Source organism: Microbacterium sp. NPDC077663 (genome assembly GCF_044542795.1).
Lineage (GTDB): Bacteria > Actinomycetota > Actinomycetes > Actinomycetales > Microbacteriaceae > Microbacterium.
This window is the reverse complement of record NZ_JBITVE010000001.1, coordinates 1,161,605-1,176,191: the sequence shown is the minus strand read 5'-3', so window position 1 is coordinate 1,176,191 and position 14,587 is coordinate 1,161,605. Positions and strand designations below refer to the sequence as shown.

Sequence of the window (14,587 nt, the reverse complement as noted above, 5' to 3'; positions counted from 1 at the left end):
TCCGTATGCGCTTCTGCGGCCTCCTTCTTCGTCGCCGCGACGAGTCCTCGATCTAGGACCAACTCGTCGCGGAGGTTGTCGTGGGTCCGCACCAGTGACGAGAGAAGAAGCCCCATCATGCGAAACAACCAGAAGCCCTCCGGCGCCCCGACCCACAAGTACCGTCCGTTCCACGAGCAGATCCGGGTGGAGCTGCCCGACCGCACCTGGCCGAGCAAGCGCATCGAGTTCGCGCCGCGCTGGTGTGCCGTCGACCTGCGGGACGGGAACCAGGCCCTCATCGACCCGATGAGCCCCGAGCGCAAGCGGATCATGTTCGAGCTGCTCGTGAGCATGGGTTACAAGGAGATCGAGGTCGGGTTCCCGAGCGCCAGTCAGACCGACTTCGACTTCGTCCGGCAGCTGATCGAAGAGGATCTCATCCCCGAGGACGTCACGATCCAGGTCCTGACGCAGGCCCGCGACCACCTCATCAAGCGCACCTACGAGTCGATCGCGGGCGCCAAGCAGGCCATTGTGCACCTCTACAACTCGACGAGCATGCTGCAGCGCGAGGTCGTCTTCCGCACCGACCAGCAGGGCATCATCGACATCGCCCTCGAGGGTGCACGGCTGTGCCGCGAGTACGAGAAGACGATCCCCGAGACGACCGTCTACTACGAGTACTCGCCCGAGAGCTACACCGGAACCGAGCTCGAGTTCGCCGTCGACGTCTGCAACCAGGTGATCGAGGTCTTCGAGCCGACGCCCGAGCGCAAGGTCATCATCAACCTGCCGGCGACCGTCGAGATGGCGACCCCCAACGTCTACGCCGACTCGATCGAGTGGATGAGCCGGCACCTGGCGCACCGCGAGAACGTCATCCTGTCACTGCACCCCCACAACGACCGCGGCACGGCGATCGCCGCCGCGGAGCTCGGCTACATGGCGGGCGCCGATCGCATCGAAGGATGCCTGTTCGGCAACGGCGAGCGCACCGGCAACGTCGACCTGGTCGCCCTGGGGATCAACCTGCTCACGCAGGGGATCGACCCGCAGATCGACTTCAGCGACATCGACCACGTCAAGCGGACGGCCGAGTACTGCAACCAGCTGCCCGTGCCCGAGCGGAGCCCCTGGGCGGGCGACCTGGTGTTCACCGCCTTCAGCGGCTCGCACCAGGACGCCATCAAGAAGGGCTTCGAGGCGATGGAGGCCCGCGCCCAGGCCGCCGGCGTCTCGGTCGACGAGATCGAGTGGGCGGTCCCGTACCTGCCGATCGATCCCAAGGACCTGGGTCGTTCGTACGAGGCCGTCATCCGCGTCAACTCGCAGTCGGGCAAGGGCGGCGTCGCCTACCTGCTGAAGACCGACCACGCACTCGACCTGCCCCGCAAGCTGCAGATCGAATTCTCCGGTGTCGTGCAGGCGAAGACGGATGCCGAGGGCGGCGAGGTCTCGAGCGGTCAGATCTGGTCGATCTTCTCCGACGAGTACCTGCCCGCCGCATCCGCGGACGAGAAGTGGGGTCGTTTCGAACTGCTCTCGACCCGCACGCAGAGTGACATGTCCGGAGAGGTCGCCCTCGAGGTGACCCTGCGAGACGGGGACGACCGTGTCGCGGCGACGGGCGCGGGCAACGGACCCATCGCGGCGTTCCTGAAGGTGCTGAGCGAGCGCGGATTCGACATCGCGCTGTACGACTACGTCGAGCACACCCTGGGGGCCGGCGGCGACGCGCACGCGGCGGCGTACGTCGAGCTGCAGGTCGGCGATCAGCGCCTGTGGGGTGTCGGCATCGACGGCGACATCTCCACCGCGAGCTTGAAGGCCGTCGTGTCGGCCGTCAACCGCGCCATCCGCAGCCGGGTCTCCGAGGGCGAGCTCGCGAGCGTCTGAGTCCGCGCGGTCGCCGTCGGCACCTCGTCACGGTCTGATGATCGGGATCGTCGAGGTCTCGACGGCGACCTTGCGCCGGTAGAGCGCTCGTTGCTCCGGCAGGGAGATGTCGAACGCCACGGCGAGCACGCGGATGACGGCGGTCACCGCGATGCAGGTGATCGCGGCGGGGACCGCAGCGACCCCCAGGAGGTCGAGGACGGCCAGGACGGCGCACCCCACCGCCGCCGCGACGGCGTAGAGCGAACCGACGTGCATCATCGCGACGGGCAGACCCATGAACACGTCGCGGAGCAGTCCGCCGCCGACCGCCGCGCACGCGCCCACGAAGACCGACGGGATGAGGGGCAGGCCGAGCGCCAGAGCCTTCGTCGTCCCCAATGCACCGAACATGCCGATCGCGACCGCGTCGAGGGCGACGATGACGGCGTTGAGGCGCTGGAAGAGGTTCGCGAGCAGCATCCCGACGATGGCCGCGGCCGTGACGGTGATCAAGTACCCGTCGCTCTGGAGAGCGACGGGGGTCGTGTTCAGCAGGAGGTCGCGGATCATGCCGCCGCCGAGCCCCATCACGACGCCGATGATCGCGACCCCGAGGAGGTCGAGCCGGCGCTGCCCCTGGAATCCCGACGCGAACAGGGCACCCTGCACGCCGCCGAGCCCGACGGCGGTCAGGTCGGCCCACAAGGGGATGAGGAACTGCGGCTCGGTCACGCCTTCATTGTGCCCGGTCACGGGATAATCGAGGGGTGCCCACTTACCGCGACGAGGTCGTGGTCCTTCGCACCCACAAACTGGGAGAGGCGGACCGCATCGTGACGATGCTCAGCCGTCGTCACGGCAAGGTGCGCGCCGTCGCGAAGGGGGTGCGCCGCACCTCGTCGAAGTTCGGTGCCCGGCTCGAGCCCTTCATGGTCGCCGACGTCCAGATGTACAAGGGCCGATCGCTCGACATCGTGCAGCAGGCGGAGTCCCTCGGCGCCTATGGAGCCGACATCGCGACCGACTACGACCGGTACACCGCGGCATCCGCCATGTCCGAGACCGCGGACCGGCTGAACGAGGCCGAGACGACGCCGCAGCAGTACCTGCTCCTCGTCGGGGGGCTGCGTGCTCTGGCACGCGGCGACCACGCGCCGAGATCGGTGCTGGACTCCTACCTCCTGCGTGTCATGTCGCTCTCGGGGTGGGCTCCGTCGCTGGAGCAGTGCGCACGCTGCGGCGCACCCGGACCGCACGAGTGGTTCGTCGCGCAGCTGGGCGGCATCGTCTGCTCCGCCTGCGCCCCCGCCGGGTCGCCGCGGGTCGGCGCCGAGACCGGGGGGCTGCTCCGCGCCCTCCTGGCGGGGGAGTGGGACGTGGTGGATGCCGCGTCCCCCGGAGCGGCGGCGGCATCGTCCGGCCTCGTCGCCGCCTACGCGCAGTGGCACACCGAGCGCGGCATCCGTTCACTGTCCCACCTGGAGGCGCCTCGGTGAGTCCGAAGCCGTATACGCATCGCGACGCGGTGCCCTACCGACCCCTCGACTGGACCGGACTGTATCCGCCGCAGTTCCCGAAGGGGGCGGTGCCGGGGCACGTCGCGATCGTGATGGACGGCAACGGCCGGTGGGCCAATCGACGGGGCCTGACGCGCATCGAGGGCCACCGTGCGGGGGAGGAGGTGCTGCTCGACGTCGTCGCCGGCGCGGTCCAAGCGGGTGTGAAGCACCTCAGCGTCTACGCGTTCTCGACCGAGAACTGGGCGCGGTCGCCTGAGGAGGTGCGCTTCCTCATGGGCTACAACCGGGACGTGCTGCACCGCCGCCGGGACCAGCTCAACGAGTGGAACGTGCGCATCCGCTGGGCGGGTCGCAAGCCCCGCCTGTGGGGATCGGTCATCAAGGAGCTGCAGTACGCCGAGGAGCTGACGCGCGGGAACACCGGGCTCACCCTCACCATGTGCGTCAACTACGGCGGACGTCTCGAGATCATCGACGCGATGCGCGCGATGGGCGAGGAGATCGCCCGCGGAAGGCTGAAGCCGTCGGCCATCACCGAGAAGACCCTCCGGCGTCACCTGTACGTGCCCGACATGCCCGACGTCGACCTGTTCGTGCGCTCGAGCGGTGAGCAGCGGACGTCGAACTTCCTGCTGTGGGAGGCGGCGTACGCCGAGATGGTGTTCCTCGACACCCTCTGGCCGGACTTCTCGCGCACCGACCTGTGGGGCGCGATCGAGCTGTTCCTCTCGCGTGACCGCCGCTTCGGCGGGGCGAAGGACGCGCCGACGGCGTCCTGAGTTCAGCGTGCCGCGTCGGCCGCAGGTCCTGTGAGCCAGCGATCGACCTCGCGGGGACGCCGGAGGTGCACGACCGGCAGGTCGTACTCGGCGGCGACCCGCGGCATCCGCTGCTTCCAGGTGCCGTGCGTGCGCATCTCCCACCGCAGGATGTGGTCGGGGTCGCGGAACACGGTCCACAGCGGCGGCTCCACATTGCCGTTCCATAGCGGCTGACGCAGGACGCTGCGCCGGAGCGTACGGCGCAGCAAGCGAGCGCGCGCGACGCGGCGAGGAAGGTCGAGCCACACGGCGAGATCGGCGCGGGCGCCCAGGATCTGGCCGCCGCCCGCGCCGAAGTAGTTCCACTCCGAGACCCACCGCTCGCCCGCCGCGACACGGCGCACGTCGTCGAGGAACTCGGGTCGCGGCGTCCATTCCGGCCCGTGGTAGAGGGAGTCCAGCTCGGTGTACTCGAGCCGCCAGAGGGCGGCGAGTCGCGCCGCGAGGGTCGATTTGCCCACGCCCGTGGTACCGGCGATCACGACGCGACGAGGGAGGTGAGGGAGGGGATCGTCGGCGGAGAGCATCGGACCAGCCTAGGACGGGCGTGGGAATAGATGCGAGCATCTGGGGCGTTGCAGCGGGTGTGACGGATGCCATCAAGATCGACGTGTGGAGTGACATCGCCTGCCCCTGGTGCTACATCGGCAAGCGCAACCTGGAGAAGGGTCTCGCCGCGACAGCGGATGACGCCGACGCTCCCCGCGTGGAGGTGACCTTCCACTCGTACGAGCTGTCGCCCGACACCCCCGTCGACTTCGACGGGAACGAGGTGGACTTCCTGTCGCAGCACAAGGGCATGACGCCCGAGCAGGTGAAGCCGATGCTCGAGCGGGTGACGGGGGTCGCCGCAGAGGCTGGTCTCGAGTACCGCTTCGACCTCCTGAAGCACACGAACACCGTGAAGGCGCACGAGCTGCTCCACTTCGCGAAGGAGCAGGGTCTCCAGAAGGAGGCGACGGAGCGCCTGATGTCGGCGTACTTCACCGAGGGACGCCACGTGGGACGCATCGACGACCTCGTGGAACTGGCAGCCGACGCAGGACTCGACCGCGATTCGGCGCGCGACGCGCTGGAGTCGGGCCGCTACGTCGAGGCGGTACGTGCCGACCAGGCGCAGGCCCAGGCCTACGGCATCCAGGGCGTCCCGTTCTTCGTCATCGACGGCAAGTACGGGGTCAGCGGCGCCCAGCCCGCTGAGGCTTTCGCGCAGATCGCGCGTCAAGTGTGGGCCGAGCGCGCGCAGGAGCCCGCCGCGAGCTGATCAGGCGAGGGCGTCCTCGATCGCCGCGATCACCTCGGGCTCGTCCGGCTTGGTCTGCGGACGGAACCGGTGCAGCTCTCCGTCGCGGGTCACGAGGAACTTCTCGAAGTTCCACATGACGGGGCCCTTGGCGCGTTCGGCGTTCGCGGTCTTCTTCAGCGCTTTGTACAGAGGAGCCGCGTGCGAACCGTTGACGCGGACCTTGTCCATGATGGGGAAGGTGATGCCCCAGTTGACGGCGCAGTAGTCCAGGATCTCTTCCATCGACCCGGGCTCCTGACCCATGAACTGGTTGCACGGGAAGCCGATGACCTGCAGGCCGCGGTCGCCGTACGTCTTCTGCAGCTGCTCGAGCTGTTCGTACTGGGGAGCGAGTCCGCACTTGGACGCGACGTTCACGATGAGGAACGCCTTGTCGCCGAAGTCGCTGAGAGTCGCCTCCTTCCCGTCTGAGGTGGTGAACGGGATCTCGCGCAGGGAGGGGGCTTCGGTCATGTCTCCACGATAGGACGCGCGTCGCTGCCGCGAGCGCTCGTCGTCTGGGAGAATGGGAAGGATATGTCCTCGACCCTCGCTCCTCCCGCGCCCCTGCGTATCGGGCCGATCACCCTCGACGCCCCTGTCGTCCTCGCACCCATGGCGGGGATCACCAACACGGCCTTCCGCCGTCTCTGCCGCGAGTACGGGGCAGGCCTCTACGTGAGCGAGATGATCACGACGCGCGCGCTCGTCGAGCGAAACGCCACGACGATGCGTCTCATCCGTCACCACGAGTCCGAGACCCCGCGGTCGATCCAGCTGTACGGCGTCGACCCGGCAACGGTCGAGGCGGCGGTGCGGATCATCGTCGACGAGGACCACGCCGATCACGTCGATCTGAACTTCGGATGCCCCGTCCCCAAGGTGACCCGCAAGGGGGGCGGCGCGGCGCTGCCGTGGAAGACGGAGCTCTTCCGTGAGATCGTCGAGCGTGCCGCGAAGGCGGCCGGCGACATCCCTCTGACCGTGAAGATGCGCAAAGGCATCGACTCGGACCACCTGACCTACCTCGAGGCGGGCCGCATCGCCGAAGGCGCCGGTGTCGCCGCCGTCGCGCTGCACGCGCGAACGGCGTCGGAGTTCTACTCCGGTCACGCCGACTGGTCGGCCATCGCGAAGCTCAAGGAGACGGTGACCAGCGTCCCCGTCCTCGGCAACGGCGACATCTGGTCGGCCGAGGACGCGCGCCGCATGATGACCGAGACCGGCTGCGACGGTGTCGTCGTCGGCCGCGGATGCCTCGGCCGCCCCTGGCTCTTCGGCGACCTCGCGCGCGAGCTCGGCACCGGACACGCCGCTGACCCGGTCGATGCGACCCTCGGGTTCGTCGCGGCGGCCTTCCGGCGGCATGCGGAGCTGCTGGTCGAGTTCTTCGAGGACGAGGATCGCGGCTGCCGCGACATCCGCAAGCACGTCGCGTGGTACTTCAAGGGCTACCCCGTGGGCGGCGACTTCCGAGCGCGTCTGGCGACGGTGTCGAGTCTCGACGAGATCGACGAGCTGCTCGCGACGCTCGATCTGGACGCACCGTATCCGGGTGCCGCTGCCGAGGGGCAGCGCGGGCGCGCGGGTACACCGAAGCGGCCGGCCCTGCCCGACGGTTGGCTGGATTCGCGCGAGATCGGACACGCGGCATCCACCGCCCTCGCCGATGCGGAGCTCGACACCAGTGGCGGCTGAGTCGGTGGTCGGCGCGAGCGTGGGCGTCGGGGCGGGGCGCCCGTCGGGGTACGACGACCACGACGCGGAGCGGTTCCACCCCGAGCGCCACCGCTCCTTGCGCGACGGGTTCGCCCGAGACCGCGCCCGGGTGCTGCACTCCGCGGGGTTCCGGCGACTCGCGGCCAAGACGCAGGTGCTCAGTCCCGCCAGCCCCGACGACTTCGCCCGCAACCGCCTCACGCATTCGCTCGAGGTGGCGCAGGTGGGCCGTGAGCTCGCGATCGCGCTGGAGCTCTCGCCCGACGTCGTCGACACCGCCTGCCTGAGTCATGACCTCGGGCATCCGCCGTTCGGACACAACGGTGAGCGGGCGCTCAACGAGTGGGCCGAGGACATCGGCGGGTTCGAGGGCAACGCCCAGTCGCTGCGGATCCTCGCTCGGCTCGAGCCGAAGGTGGTCGACGAGGACGGGGCGAGCTTCGGTCTGAACTTGACGCGCGCGAGTCTCGACGCGACGTGCAAGTACCCGTGGACGGCGGATCATGCGATTCCCGATCCCGGTGGACGGCAGAAGTTCGGCGTGTACGCGGAGGACGAGGCGGTCTTCCGGTGGATGCGGCAGGGCGCGCCCGGTCGGGTCCGGTGCATCGAGGCGGAGGTCATGGACCTCTCCGACGACATCGCCTACTCGGTGCACGACTTCGAGGACGCCGTCCTCAACGGCTATCTCGATCCGCGCAGACTCGCCGACGCGAGGGAGCGGGAGTCGCTCCTGACCGCGATCCAATCGTGGGTCGGGCTCGGCTTCAGCCGGGACGAGCTCGCCGACGCGATGTACCGCCTCGTGCGGTTGCCGGAGTGGATGACGGAGTTCGACGGCACCCGTGCGTCTGTTGCGCGGCTGAAGAACCTCACCTCCGACTTCATCGGACGCTTCGCGCGCGCGGCGACGGCCGCGACGCGGGAGCACTACGACACACCCGCGTTGACGCGATACCGCGGTCGGATGATCGTGCCGCGCGTCATCGAGGCCGAGATGGCGGTGCTGAAGGGCACGATCGGTGCGTTCGTCGTGTCGATCGACGGCCGGAAGGGGCTCTACAAGGAGCAGCGTCGTGTGCTGAAGCGATTGGCGTCGGCGCTGATGGAGCGTCCCGAGCATCTCGACCGTGTGCACGCCGTGGACTTCGCGGCGGCGTCGACCGATGTCGAGCGCAAGCGTGTCGTCGTGGATCAGGTGGCGACTCTGACCGACCGCTTCGCGATTGAGTGGCACTCCGCGCTCGTCGGTCCGGTGGATCTGCGCGAGCTGGGCCTGTGGCCGGCAGGGTCGAGGGTCGTCGCGAACGCGAGCTTCGCCCTGCCCGAGCCGATCGAGGGGCTCTGATGGCCCGCATCCGCCAATCCGATGTCGACGAGGTGAAGGCCCGGACGAACATCGCGGACATCGTGGGGGAGCGCGTCGCGCTGAAGTCCGCGGGCGTGGGGTCGCTCAAGGGTCTGTGTCCGTTCCACGACGAGCGCAGCCCCAGCTTCAACGTGCGCCCGCAGGCGGGGTACTACCACTGTTTCGGATGCGGCGAGTCGGGCGACGTCTATTCCTTCCTGCGCGCGATGGACCATCTGTCGTTCACGGAGGCGGTCGAGCGCCTCGCGGCGCGGATCGGGTATCAGCTGCACTACGAGGACGGCGGGTCCGCTCCCGAGACCGGTGGACGGACCCGGCTGTACCAGGCGAACACCGCGGCGGCGGAGTACTTCCGCGCGCAGCTCGCGACGGCCGAGGCGGACGCCGGTCGCCGGTTCCTCGGCGAACGCGGCTTCGATGCGGGTGCGGCCGCGCACTTCGGGGTCGGGTACGCGCCGAAGGGCTGGAACAACATGCGGGACGCCCTGCGCGCGCAGGGATTCACCGACGAGGAGCTGGCCACGGCGGGGTTGGTGTCGCAGGGGCAGCGGGGCGTGTACGACAGGTTCCGGGGTCGCGTGGTCTGGCCGATCCGCGATCTCACGGGTCAGACGATCGGGTTCGGTGCCCGCAAGCTGTACGAAGACGATCAGGGCCCGAAGTACCTGAACACCCCGGAGACGCCGATCTACAAGAAGGCGCAGGTTCTGTACGGCCTCGACCTCGCGAAGAAGGACGTTTCCCGCTCTCACCGCGTCGTCGTGGTGGAGGGCTATACGGATGTCATGGCGTGCCACCTCGCCGGCGTGACGACGGCGATCGCGACCTGTGGCACGGCGTTCGGGTCGGACCACATCACCGTGCTGCGGCGAGTGATGGGCGACGACAGCGCCTCCGGCGAGGTGATCTTCACCTTCGATCCGGATGCCGCGGGCCAGAAGGCCGCGCTGCGGGCGTTCTCGGAGGAGAAGCGGTTCGCGGCCCAGACGTACGTGGCGGTGGCTCCCGACGGACTCGATCCGTGCGACCTCCGGCTCAACCGCGGTGACGGTGCGGTGCGGGCGTTGATGGATGCGAAGGCGCCGATGTTCGAGTTCGTCATCGACCAGAAGCTGGCGGGGTTCGATCTCGGGAGCGTCGAGGGGCGGGTCGGTGCGTTGCGTGCGGCTGCGCCGATCGTCGCAGAGATTCGGGACTCGTCGCTGCGTCCGGGGTACACGCGTGTGTTGGCGCGGAAGCTCGGTATGGATCTGGGCGAAGTGACACCGGCGGTCGAGCGCGCAGCACGCGGCGCCCGTGGACCGCGGGAGTCCGAGCCGCCTCGAGGCGAGGTGGCGGAGGGGACGGCACCCGCACTGCGGGTGTCGGTTGCGAGTCTGCCGCGAACGGCGAGCGTGACGCTGGAGCGTGACGCGCTCATGGGCGTGCTCCAGTACGGGCATGTCATCGATGCAGACGAAGTGGATGCCGCCCTGCAGATCCCGATGCAGCATCCCGCTCTGGACGCTGTCCGTCAGGCCGTGGTCGCCCAGCCCGACCGCTCGCGGGTCGGATGGTCGACGGCGGCGGTGGATGCCACGCGCGAGCCGTATCGAGGGCTTGCGGCGGAGCTGCTGACTGCCTCGTTCCCGGCGCTCACGGAGGCGGAGGCGACGACGTCGGCCCGTGCACTGTGCCGTCGGTTGCGCTTGCGGGCGATGGATCGTGAGAAGGCGGAACTGCTCGGTGCGGTGCAGCGTGTGCCGGCCGATTCCGAGGAGGGCCGCGCAGTCCGAGTCGCGTTGCGGGATCTCGATCAGCGGCGAGGGGCCCTGGCGCAGCTCATCTGAGGTGACGCCTCGCAGACCGATCCGATCAGCTCGTCCTCACTCCTGCAGAGCTGCCGTCACCGTGAATGGTTGATGGCTGAAAACGCCATTCGGCTGTGCCGCGATAGCGTGCACCGACACCCTGTTAGCTCTGCTTCCGCCAGGAGGACAGCGGGTGAGACCTCCCTCCCATCACATGCGTCTCAGAATGGTGCGGCTGCGTCAACCGGTCGTGAATCCGCTCCGCGATCACGGTCGGGAGCGTCGCGACCAGATCCGACATCCCGTCCCGTCCGGGCACGAGTCGCACGCATCGCCCCGCTGAGGCTTCTTCGTGCCGCTCCGCGAAGGAGCGTGGGTGCATCCGGTGCGCCAGGATCTCCAGCTCACCGCGCACCCGGTTCGGGGTGTCCTGCTCGCAGCGGGTGATCGCGATCTGCTCGGACTCCGCCCACAGGTCGGCGGGCAGGGCCATCCCCGCCTCGACGATCGCGGTCGCGTGGCCTCGCACGATCCGACCCTGCTCCCACGCCTCGACCGTCGCGGGAAACCCTCCGATCAGGGTCCGGGCTTCCCCGACGCGGCGTTGCACGGTCCGGTCGGTGACCCGCATCACTCCGCCGACTTCCGCCGCGATCGACCGGAGGGCCATGTCATGGACGTGCACTCTGGCGTTGCGTTGCGCGGTCTGACCCTCTGCCAGACGCCCCGCTGCAGCGAGCACGCGGAGTTCCTCGATCTGCGCCGCAGCGATCCGCCGCATCCGTGATACCTGCACTCTGCCGCTGGCCACCGACATCCACCCCGGCGAAACCGGCCGAGAGCGTCGGTCATGCACACCCCGAAAATGAGAGTCCCATCATTCATCGCCCATGTCTCGGGGATCGCGCCGCGCCCTTACCGACTGGCGCACACCCGCGCGAGCGATGAGGATGGAACGCATGCCTCGAGTGCTCGAACCGGACGCCGCGATCTTCTGCTCCGATCTGTCGATCGCGCGCGCCTCGGCCGAGACCCGTGTCGTCGACGGTGTGTCCCTTCACGTGAAACCGGGCGACGTCGTCGCGGTGATGGGCGCGACGGGTGCCGGCAAGTCGAGTCTCGCCTCCTGCCTGGCGGGGGCGGAGCACCGGGATTTGCGGATCGTCGGGGGTGTCGGTGAGGTCGCCGGCATCTCCCTCCGTGCACGCGGTCGCGCGCGTCGCGTCCTCACCTACCGGACAGGTCACCTGCCCCAGGGGGCGAACGCGGCGCTGCCCTCACGACTGACGATCTCTGAGATCGTCTCCGAGCCCATCACCGCCCGCGACCGGAAGGTCAACGAGCGCGCGCTCGCCCTGCGCGTCGCCGCGCTGCTGGACGAGCTCCAGCTGCCCATCGGGGCATCGGAGAAGTACCCGTACGAGCTGAGCTCGGGCATGCGTCAACGCGTCGCGATCGCTCGCAGCCTGGTGCTCGACCCCACCGTGCTCATCGCGGACGAGCCGTACGCCAACCTCGATGTCGACGTCCGCCCGGCCGTGCGGGATGCGCTGCTGCGCCGGGTCGACGACGGCATGGCTCTGCTCGTCGTCACCAACGAGCGAGAGCTGGTCACAGACCTCGATGCGCAGGTGCTCGTGCTGCGCGCGGGTCACCCGATCGGCGTCGGCCGCAGCCTCGACGAGGTCCTTTGGACCCCCGATGAGGCGACACGCATCGGGGGCTGATGTCACGAGCACCCCTCGGGCTTTGCTACGATTGTGTGGTTGCCCGGTGACGGGTGACTGATCCTCGGTAGCTCAATTGGCAGAGCAATCGGCTGTTAACCGATAGGTTCTTGGTTCGAGTCCAAGCCGGGGAGCCACCATCGAAACCCCCGGCTCCACCGGGGGTTTTCGCTTTCACTGAAGCGGATGCCCGGGTCCCGGCATCCGCTCACCGAGAGTTCGCTTGTCCTCGAGGTGTCGCACGCCCATGCTGTATGCATGAACAGCATCACCGGGGGATGGGCGAGCTGGAGCTGGGGCGAGCGCGCGGGCATGATCGTGCTCGCGGTATCGATCGTTCTGCTCATCTGGGCGGCGTTCCAGTACGGCGCCGGGCACGACGTCGCGTTCTTCGCGCTGTTCGCAGCGCTCGTCCTGGGGATCACGGGACTCGGCGTTCACGTGGCCGCGCGGGAGGCTCGTTTCCGACGCCGGGCGCGTTCCCCAGAGTGACGAGACAGGTCGGGTGCCTTATCGCAGGATCGTGACACCGCGCCGTTCGAGGCTTTCCAATGTCGAGGAGCCTGCAGTGTCCTCCGCGTCGACGATCACCCCGGCGACCGCGTCCCAGGCCACCACTCGGTAGCGTGACGCCGCGCCGATCTTCTCGGCGCTGCCCAACACGAACGTCTCCGCGGCCCGACCGGCCAGGGTCCGTTTCATCGCCGCCTCGTCGGCGTCGCCCGTCGTGAGTCCGGCCTCCTCGTGGACGCCGGTCACACCGAGGAGGAACCTGTCGGCCGAGACGGTCATGGCCGCTTCGACGGCGGCGGCGCCCGATGCCACGGCGGAATGCTTGAACAGGCGACCGCCCAGAATGATCACCTCCGCGATGTGGTTCAGCAGCGCGGCGGCGACGGTCGGGCTGTGCGTGATGATCGTGCACTCCCGCTGCGGATCCAGGGCTCGCACGGTTGCCAGAGCGGTCGTCCCGCCGTCGAGGATCACCGTGCTGCCCGGCTCGATGAGCTGCGCCGCGCGGCGAGCGACCCGGGTCTTGCTGTCGGTCGCGACGCTCTCGCGCGTGCCGTAATCGGCGACGGCGGGCGACGCGGGGAGGGCGCCGCCGTACACCCGGACGGCCAGTCCGGCGGCATCGAGTTCGCGGAGGTCGCGGCGGATGCTGTCCTCGGAGAGGCCGAGTTCGGCCGCGAGCTCTTTCGCCACGACGCGCCCATCCGTGCGGAGTCGGTCGAGCAGCATCTGTTTCCGAGCAGCAGCAAGCATTCTTGATCCTTCGTGTTTGTGCACGTTTGTGTCTATTCTAACGTTATGACGACAATCGACGACTCTCGCCCTCTCCTGATCCTCATCGCCGGCCCCTATGCCTCGGGAACGGGCGGCGATCCCGAGCTCATGCGACGCAACCTCAAGCGACTCGAGGAGGCCGCCTGGCCCATCTTCCGCGCCGGTCACATCCCGATGATCGGCGAGTGGGTGGCACTGCCCGTGCTCCACAGTGCCGGAGCGAGCGGTCCACTCGACCCTCTCGCGAAGCAGGTCATGTACCCGACCGCGGAACGCCTGCTGCAGCACTGCGATGCGGTCCCGCGGCTGCCCGGCGAGTCCACGGGCGCCGACCAGGACGTGGCGATCGCCCGAGAGCGCGGCATCCCGGTCTACACGTCACTCGAAGAGATCCCGGGTGCCGCAGTCGCGGTCTGATCCGCAGCGCGGCCGACCGCGCCCTCACCCCTCGTCGAGCACCGCTCCCGCCCACACCCAGCATCGACGCTCCTCGTCGCCGATGCGGAACCGGATCGCCGCGGCCCGGTCCGTCCACATGCAGAGGTCCGCGTCCACGAGCGCGGGATCGGCGCCGAAACGCACCCACGCCCGCACGCGCCGCGGGCGAGGATCGGTCGTCACCGGCCTGTGGTCGAGCTCGAGTTCCTCGCGCGTGAGGGATTGCAGACTGCCGCGCGACGCGAGCCGTTGCAGGATGCGGTCGTCCATGCGGGCGTCGATGCTCGCCGCGTAGCGCCTGTTCGAACCCAACCGGCATCCCTCTCTCCGGCCGACGTCGAGAGCGTACGGAGGGCAGCGGACATCGTTTCAGGCGGTGAGCTGGGCCCGCATCTCGGCGTCGCCGGAACCGCTCATCGCGACGACGCGGTCGGCGTCGAGGCGGAGGAACAGGAACTCGGCGACGTTCACGTGCCGGCGGGTCGGAGCGATGCCCTGCCACACTCCGGTGTGGGTGCCGCCGCCGCGCAGGTGTGCGGCGATCCGGTCATCCTCGGCGACCACCTGGATGGTCTTCCACCGCCAATCCGGGAATCCGTGGAACAGATCGGCGAGATCATCGATCCACGCGTCTGCTCCTGCGGGCAGGTGCGCCCGGCGGACTCCGGTGTCGAGCAGATCCCGGATCGCTGCGAGGTCATGCCTGTTGCACGCGTCGACGAAATCGTCGAACCACGCGTGCAGCTCCCAGGGCTCCATCCGACGCGGATG

At 68.9% G+C, this 14,587-nt stretch carries 16 protein-coding genes, 1 tRNA gene and 1 pseudogene; 11 read left to right on the top strand and 7 right to left on the bottom strand.

Annotated features, from left to right (window positions below; all coding sequences use genetic code 11):
* Positions 1-117 precede the first annotated feature (117 nt).
* The gene (leuA, locus tag ACIGEP_RS05765) at positions 118-1,878 is read left to right on the top strand and encodes a 2-isopropylmalate synthase (protein WP_396660649.1); all 1,761 of its coding nucleotides are present in this window, start codon (positions 118-120) and stop codon (positions 1,876-1,878) included.
* A gap of 27 nt (positions 1,879-1,905) precedes the next feature.
* Here the strand turns inward: leuA and ACIGEP_RS05760 are convergent, their stop codons facing one another.
* Positions 1,906-2,592, bottom strand: a complete 687-nt coding sequence (locus ACIGEP_RS05760; RefSeq protein ID WP_396660648.1) for a trimeric intracellular cation channel family protein — start codon at positions 2,590-2,592, stop codon at positions 1,906-1,908.
* Between the two features lie 35 nt (positions 2,593-2,627).
* On the opposite strand from ACIGEP_RS05760, the gene recO reads away from it, so the two are divergent.
* Positions 2,628-3,356: a DNA repair protein RecO gene (gene recO, locus ACIGEP_RS05755; RefSeq protein WP_396660647.1), complete on the top strand. Its 729-nt coding sequence runs from the start codon at positions 2,628-2,630 to the stop codon at positions 3,354-3,356.
* Positions 3,353-4,159 (top strand): isoprenyl transferase, encoded by an 807-nt coding sequence (locus ACIGEP_RS05750; protein ID WP_396660646.1) that lies wholly within the window; start codon positions 3,353-3,355, stop codon positions 4,157-4,159. Before recO ends, ACIGEP_RS05750 begins: the two co-directional genes overlap by 4 nt.
* A gap of 2 nt (positions 4,160-4,161) precedes the next feature.
* Here the strand turns inward: ACIGEP_RS05750 and ACIGEP_RS05745 are convergent, their stop codons facing one another.
* Complete coding sequence (locus ACIGEP_RS05745) at positions 4,162-4,728, bottom strand: AAA family ATPase (RefSeq protein WP_396660644.1); 567 nt, start codon at positions 4,726-4,728, stop codon at positions 4,162-4,164.
* Between the two features lie 59 nt (positions 4,729-4,787).
* On the opposite strand from ACIGEP_RS05745, the gene ACIGEP_RS05740 reads away from it, so the two are divergent.
* Positions 4,788-5,465 carry a DsbA family protein gene (locus ACIGEP_RS05740; RefSeq protein WP_396660642.1) on the top strand — a complete coding sequence of 226 codons (678 nt, stop codon included), beginning with the start codon at positions 4,788-4,790 and terminating at the stop codon, positions 5,463-5,465.
* Here ACIGEP_RS05740 and ACIGEP_RS05735 read toward each other — a convergent pair whose 3' ends face one another.
* Positions 5,466-5,960 (bottom strand): glutathione peroxidase, encoded by a 495-nt coding sequence (locus ACIGEP_RS05735; protein WP_396660640.1) that lies wholly within the window; start codon positions 5,958-5,960, stop codon positions 5,466-5,468.
* 63 nt (positions 5,961-6,023) lie between these two features.
* Here ACIGEP_RS05735 and dusB point away from each other — a divergent pair, with 63 nt between their 5' ends.
* From dusB to dnaG, 3 genes are read left to right on the top strand one after another with little or no spacing between them, the layout of a single operon-like run.
* On the top strand, positions 6,024-7,184 hold the full coding sequence (gene dusB, locus ACIGEP_RS05730; protein ID WP_396660638.1) for a tRNA dihydrouridine synthase DusB: 1,161 nt from the start codon (positions 6,024-6,026) through the stop codon (positions 7,182-7,184).
* Positions 7,174-8,553 (top strand): deoxyguanosinetriphosphate triphosphohydrolase, encoded by a 1,380-nt coding sequence (locus ACIGEP_RS05725; protein WP_396660637.1) that lies wholly within the window; start codon positions 7,174-7,176, stop codon positions 8,551-8,553. The genes dusB and ACIGEP_RS05725 overlap by 11 nt, the downstream gene beginning before the upstream one ends.
* Positions 8,553-10,403, top strand: coding sequence for a DNA primase (gene dnaG / locus ACIGEP_RS05720; RefSeq protein ID WP_396660636.1), 1,851 nt, complete (start codon positions 8,553-8,555; stop codon positions 10,401-10,403). The genes ACIGEP_RS05725 and dnaG overlap by 1 nt, the downstream gene beginning before the upstream one ends.
* A 196-nt stretch (positions 10,404-10,599) precedes the next feature.
* Here the strand turns inward: dnaG and ACIGEP_RS05715 are convergent.
* Positions 10,600-11,136 (bottom strand): annotated as a pseudogene (locus ACIGEP_RS05715) (DUF222 domain-containing protein); the annotation flags it as partial.
* Between the two features lie 187 nt (positions 11,137-11,323).
* Between ACIGEP_RS05715 and ACIGEP_RS05710 the strand changes: the two are divergent.
* The 3 genes from ACIGEP_RS05710 (at position 11,324) to ACIGEP_RS05700 (ending at position 12,583) form a co-directional block, all read left to right on the top strand.
* Positions 11,324-12,091 (top strand): ATP-binding cassette domain-containing protein, encoded by a 768-nt coding sequence (locus ACIGEP_RS05710; RefSeq protein ID WP_396660635.1) that lies wholly within the window; start codon positions 11,324-11,326, stop codon positions 12,089-12,091.
* A 61-nt stretch (positions 12,092-12,152) separates the two neighbouring features.
* Positions 12,153-12,228: transfer RNA gene (locus tag ACIGEP_RS05705), tRNA-Asn, on the top strand.
* A gap of 121 nt (positions 12,229-12,349) precedes the next feature.
* Entirely contained in the window at positions 12,350-12,583 is a 234-nt protein-coding gene (locus ACIGEP_RS05700; RefSeq protein WP_396660634.1) for a hypothetical protein, read from the top strand.
* A gap of 18 nt (positions 12,584-12,601) precedes the next feature.
* Here ACIGEP_RS05700 and ACIGEP_RS05695 read toward each other — a convergent pair whose 3' ends face one another.
* On the bottom strand, positions 12,602-13,357 hold the full coding sequence (locus tag ACIGEP_RS05695) for a DeoR/GlpR family DNA-binding transcription regulator (RefSeq protein WP_396660633.1): 756 nt from the start codon (positions 13,355-13,357) through the stop codon (positions 12,602-12,604).
* 45 nt (positions 13,358-13,402) lie between these two features.
* On the opposite strand from ACIGEP_RS05695, the gene ACIGEP_RS05690 reads away from it, so the two are divergent.
* A complete protein-coding gene (locus tag ACIGEP_RS05690) occupies positions 13,403-13,795 on the top strand; it encodes a DUF4406 domain-containing protein (RefSeq protein ID WP_396660632.1) in 393 nt (130 codons plus the stop codon).
* A 24-nt stretch (positions 13,796-13,819) separates the two neighbouring features.
* On the opposite strand, the gene ACIGEP_RS05685 is transcribed toward ACIGEP_RS05690, so the two are convergent.
* Both ACIGEP_RS05685 and ACIGEP_RS05680 read right to left on the bottom strand, forming a co-directional pair.
* Positions 13,820-14,128, bottom strand: a complete 309-nt coding sequence (locus tag ACIGEP_RS05685; protein ID WP_396660631.1) for a hypothetical protein — start codon at positions 14,126-14,128, stop codon at positions 13,820-13,822.
* A gap of 57 nt (positions 14,129-14,185) precedes the next feature.
* Positions 14,186-14,575, bottom strand: coding sequence for an ester cyclase (locus ACIGEP_RS05680; protein WP_396660630.1), 390 nt, complete (start codon positions 14,573-14,575; stop codon positions 14,186-14,188).
* Positions 14,576-14,587: the final 12 nt, after the last annotated feature.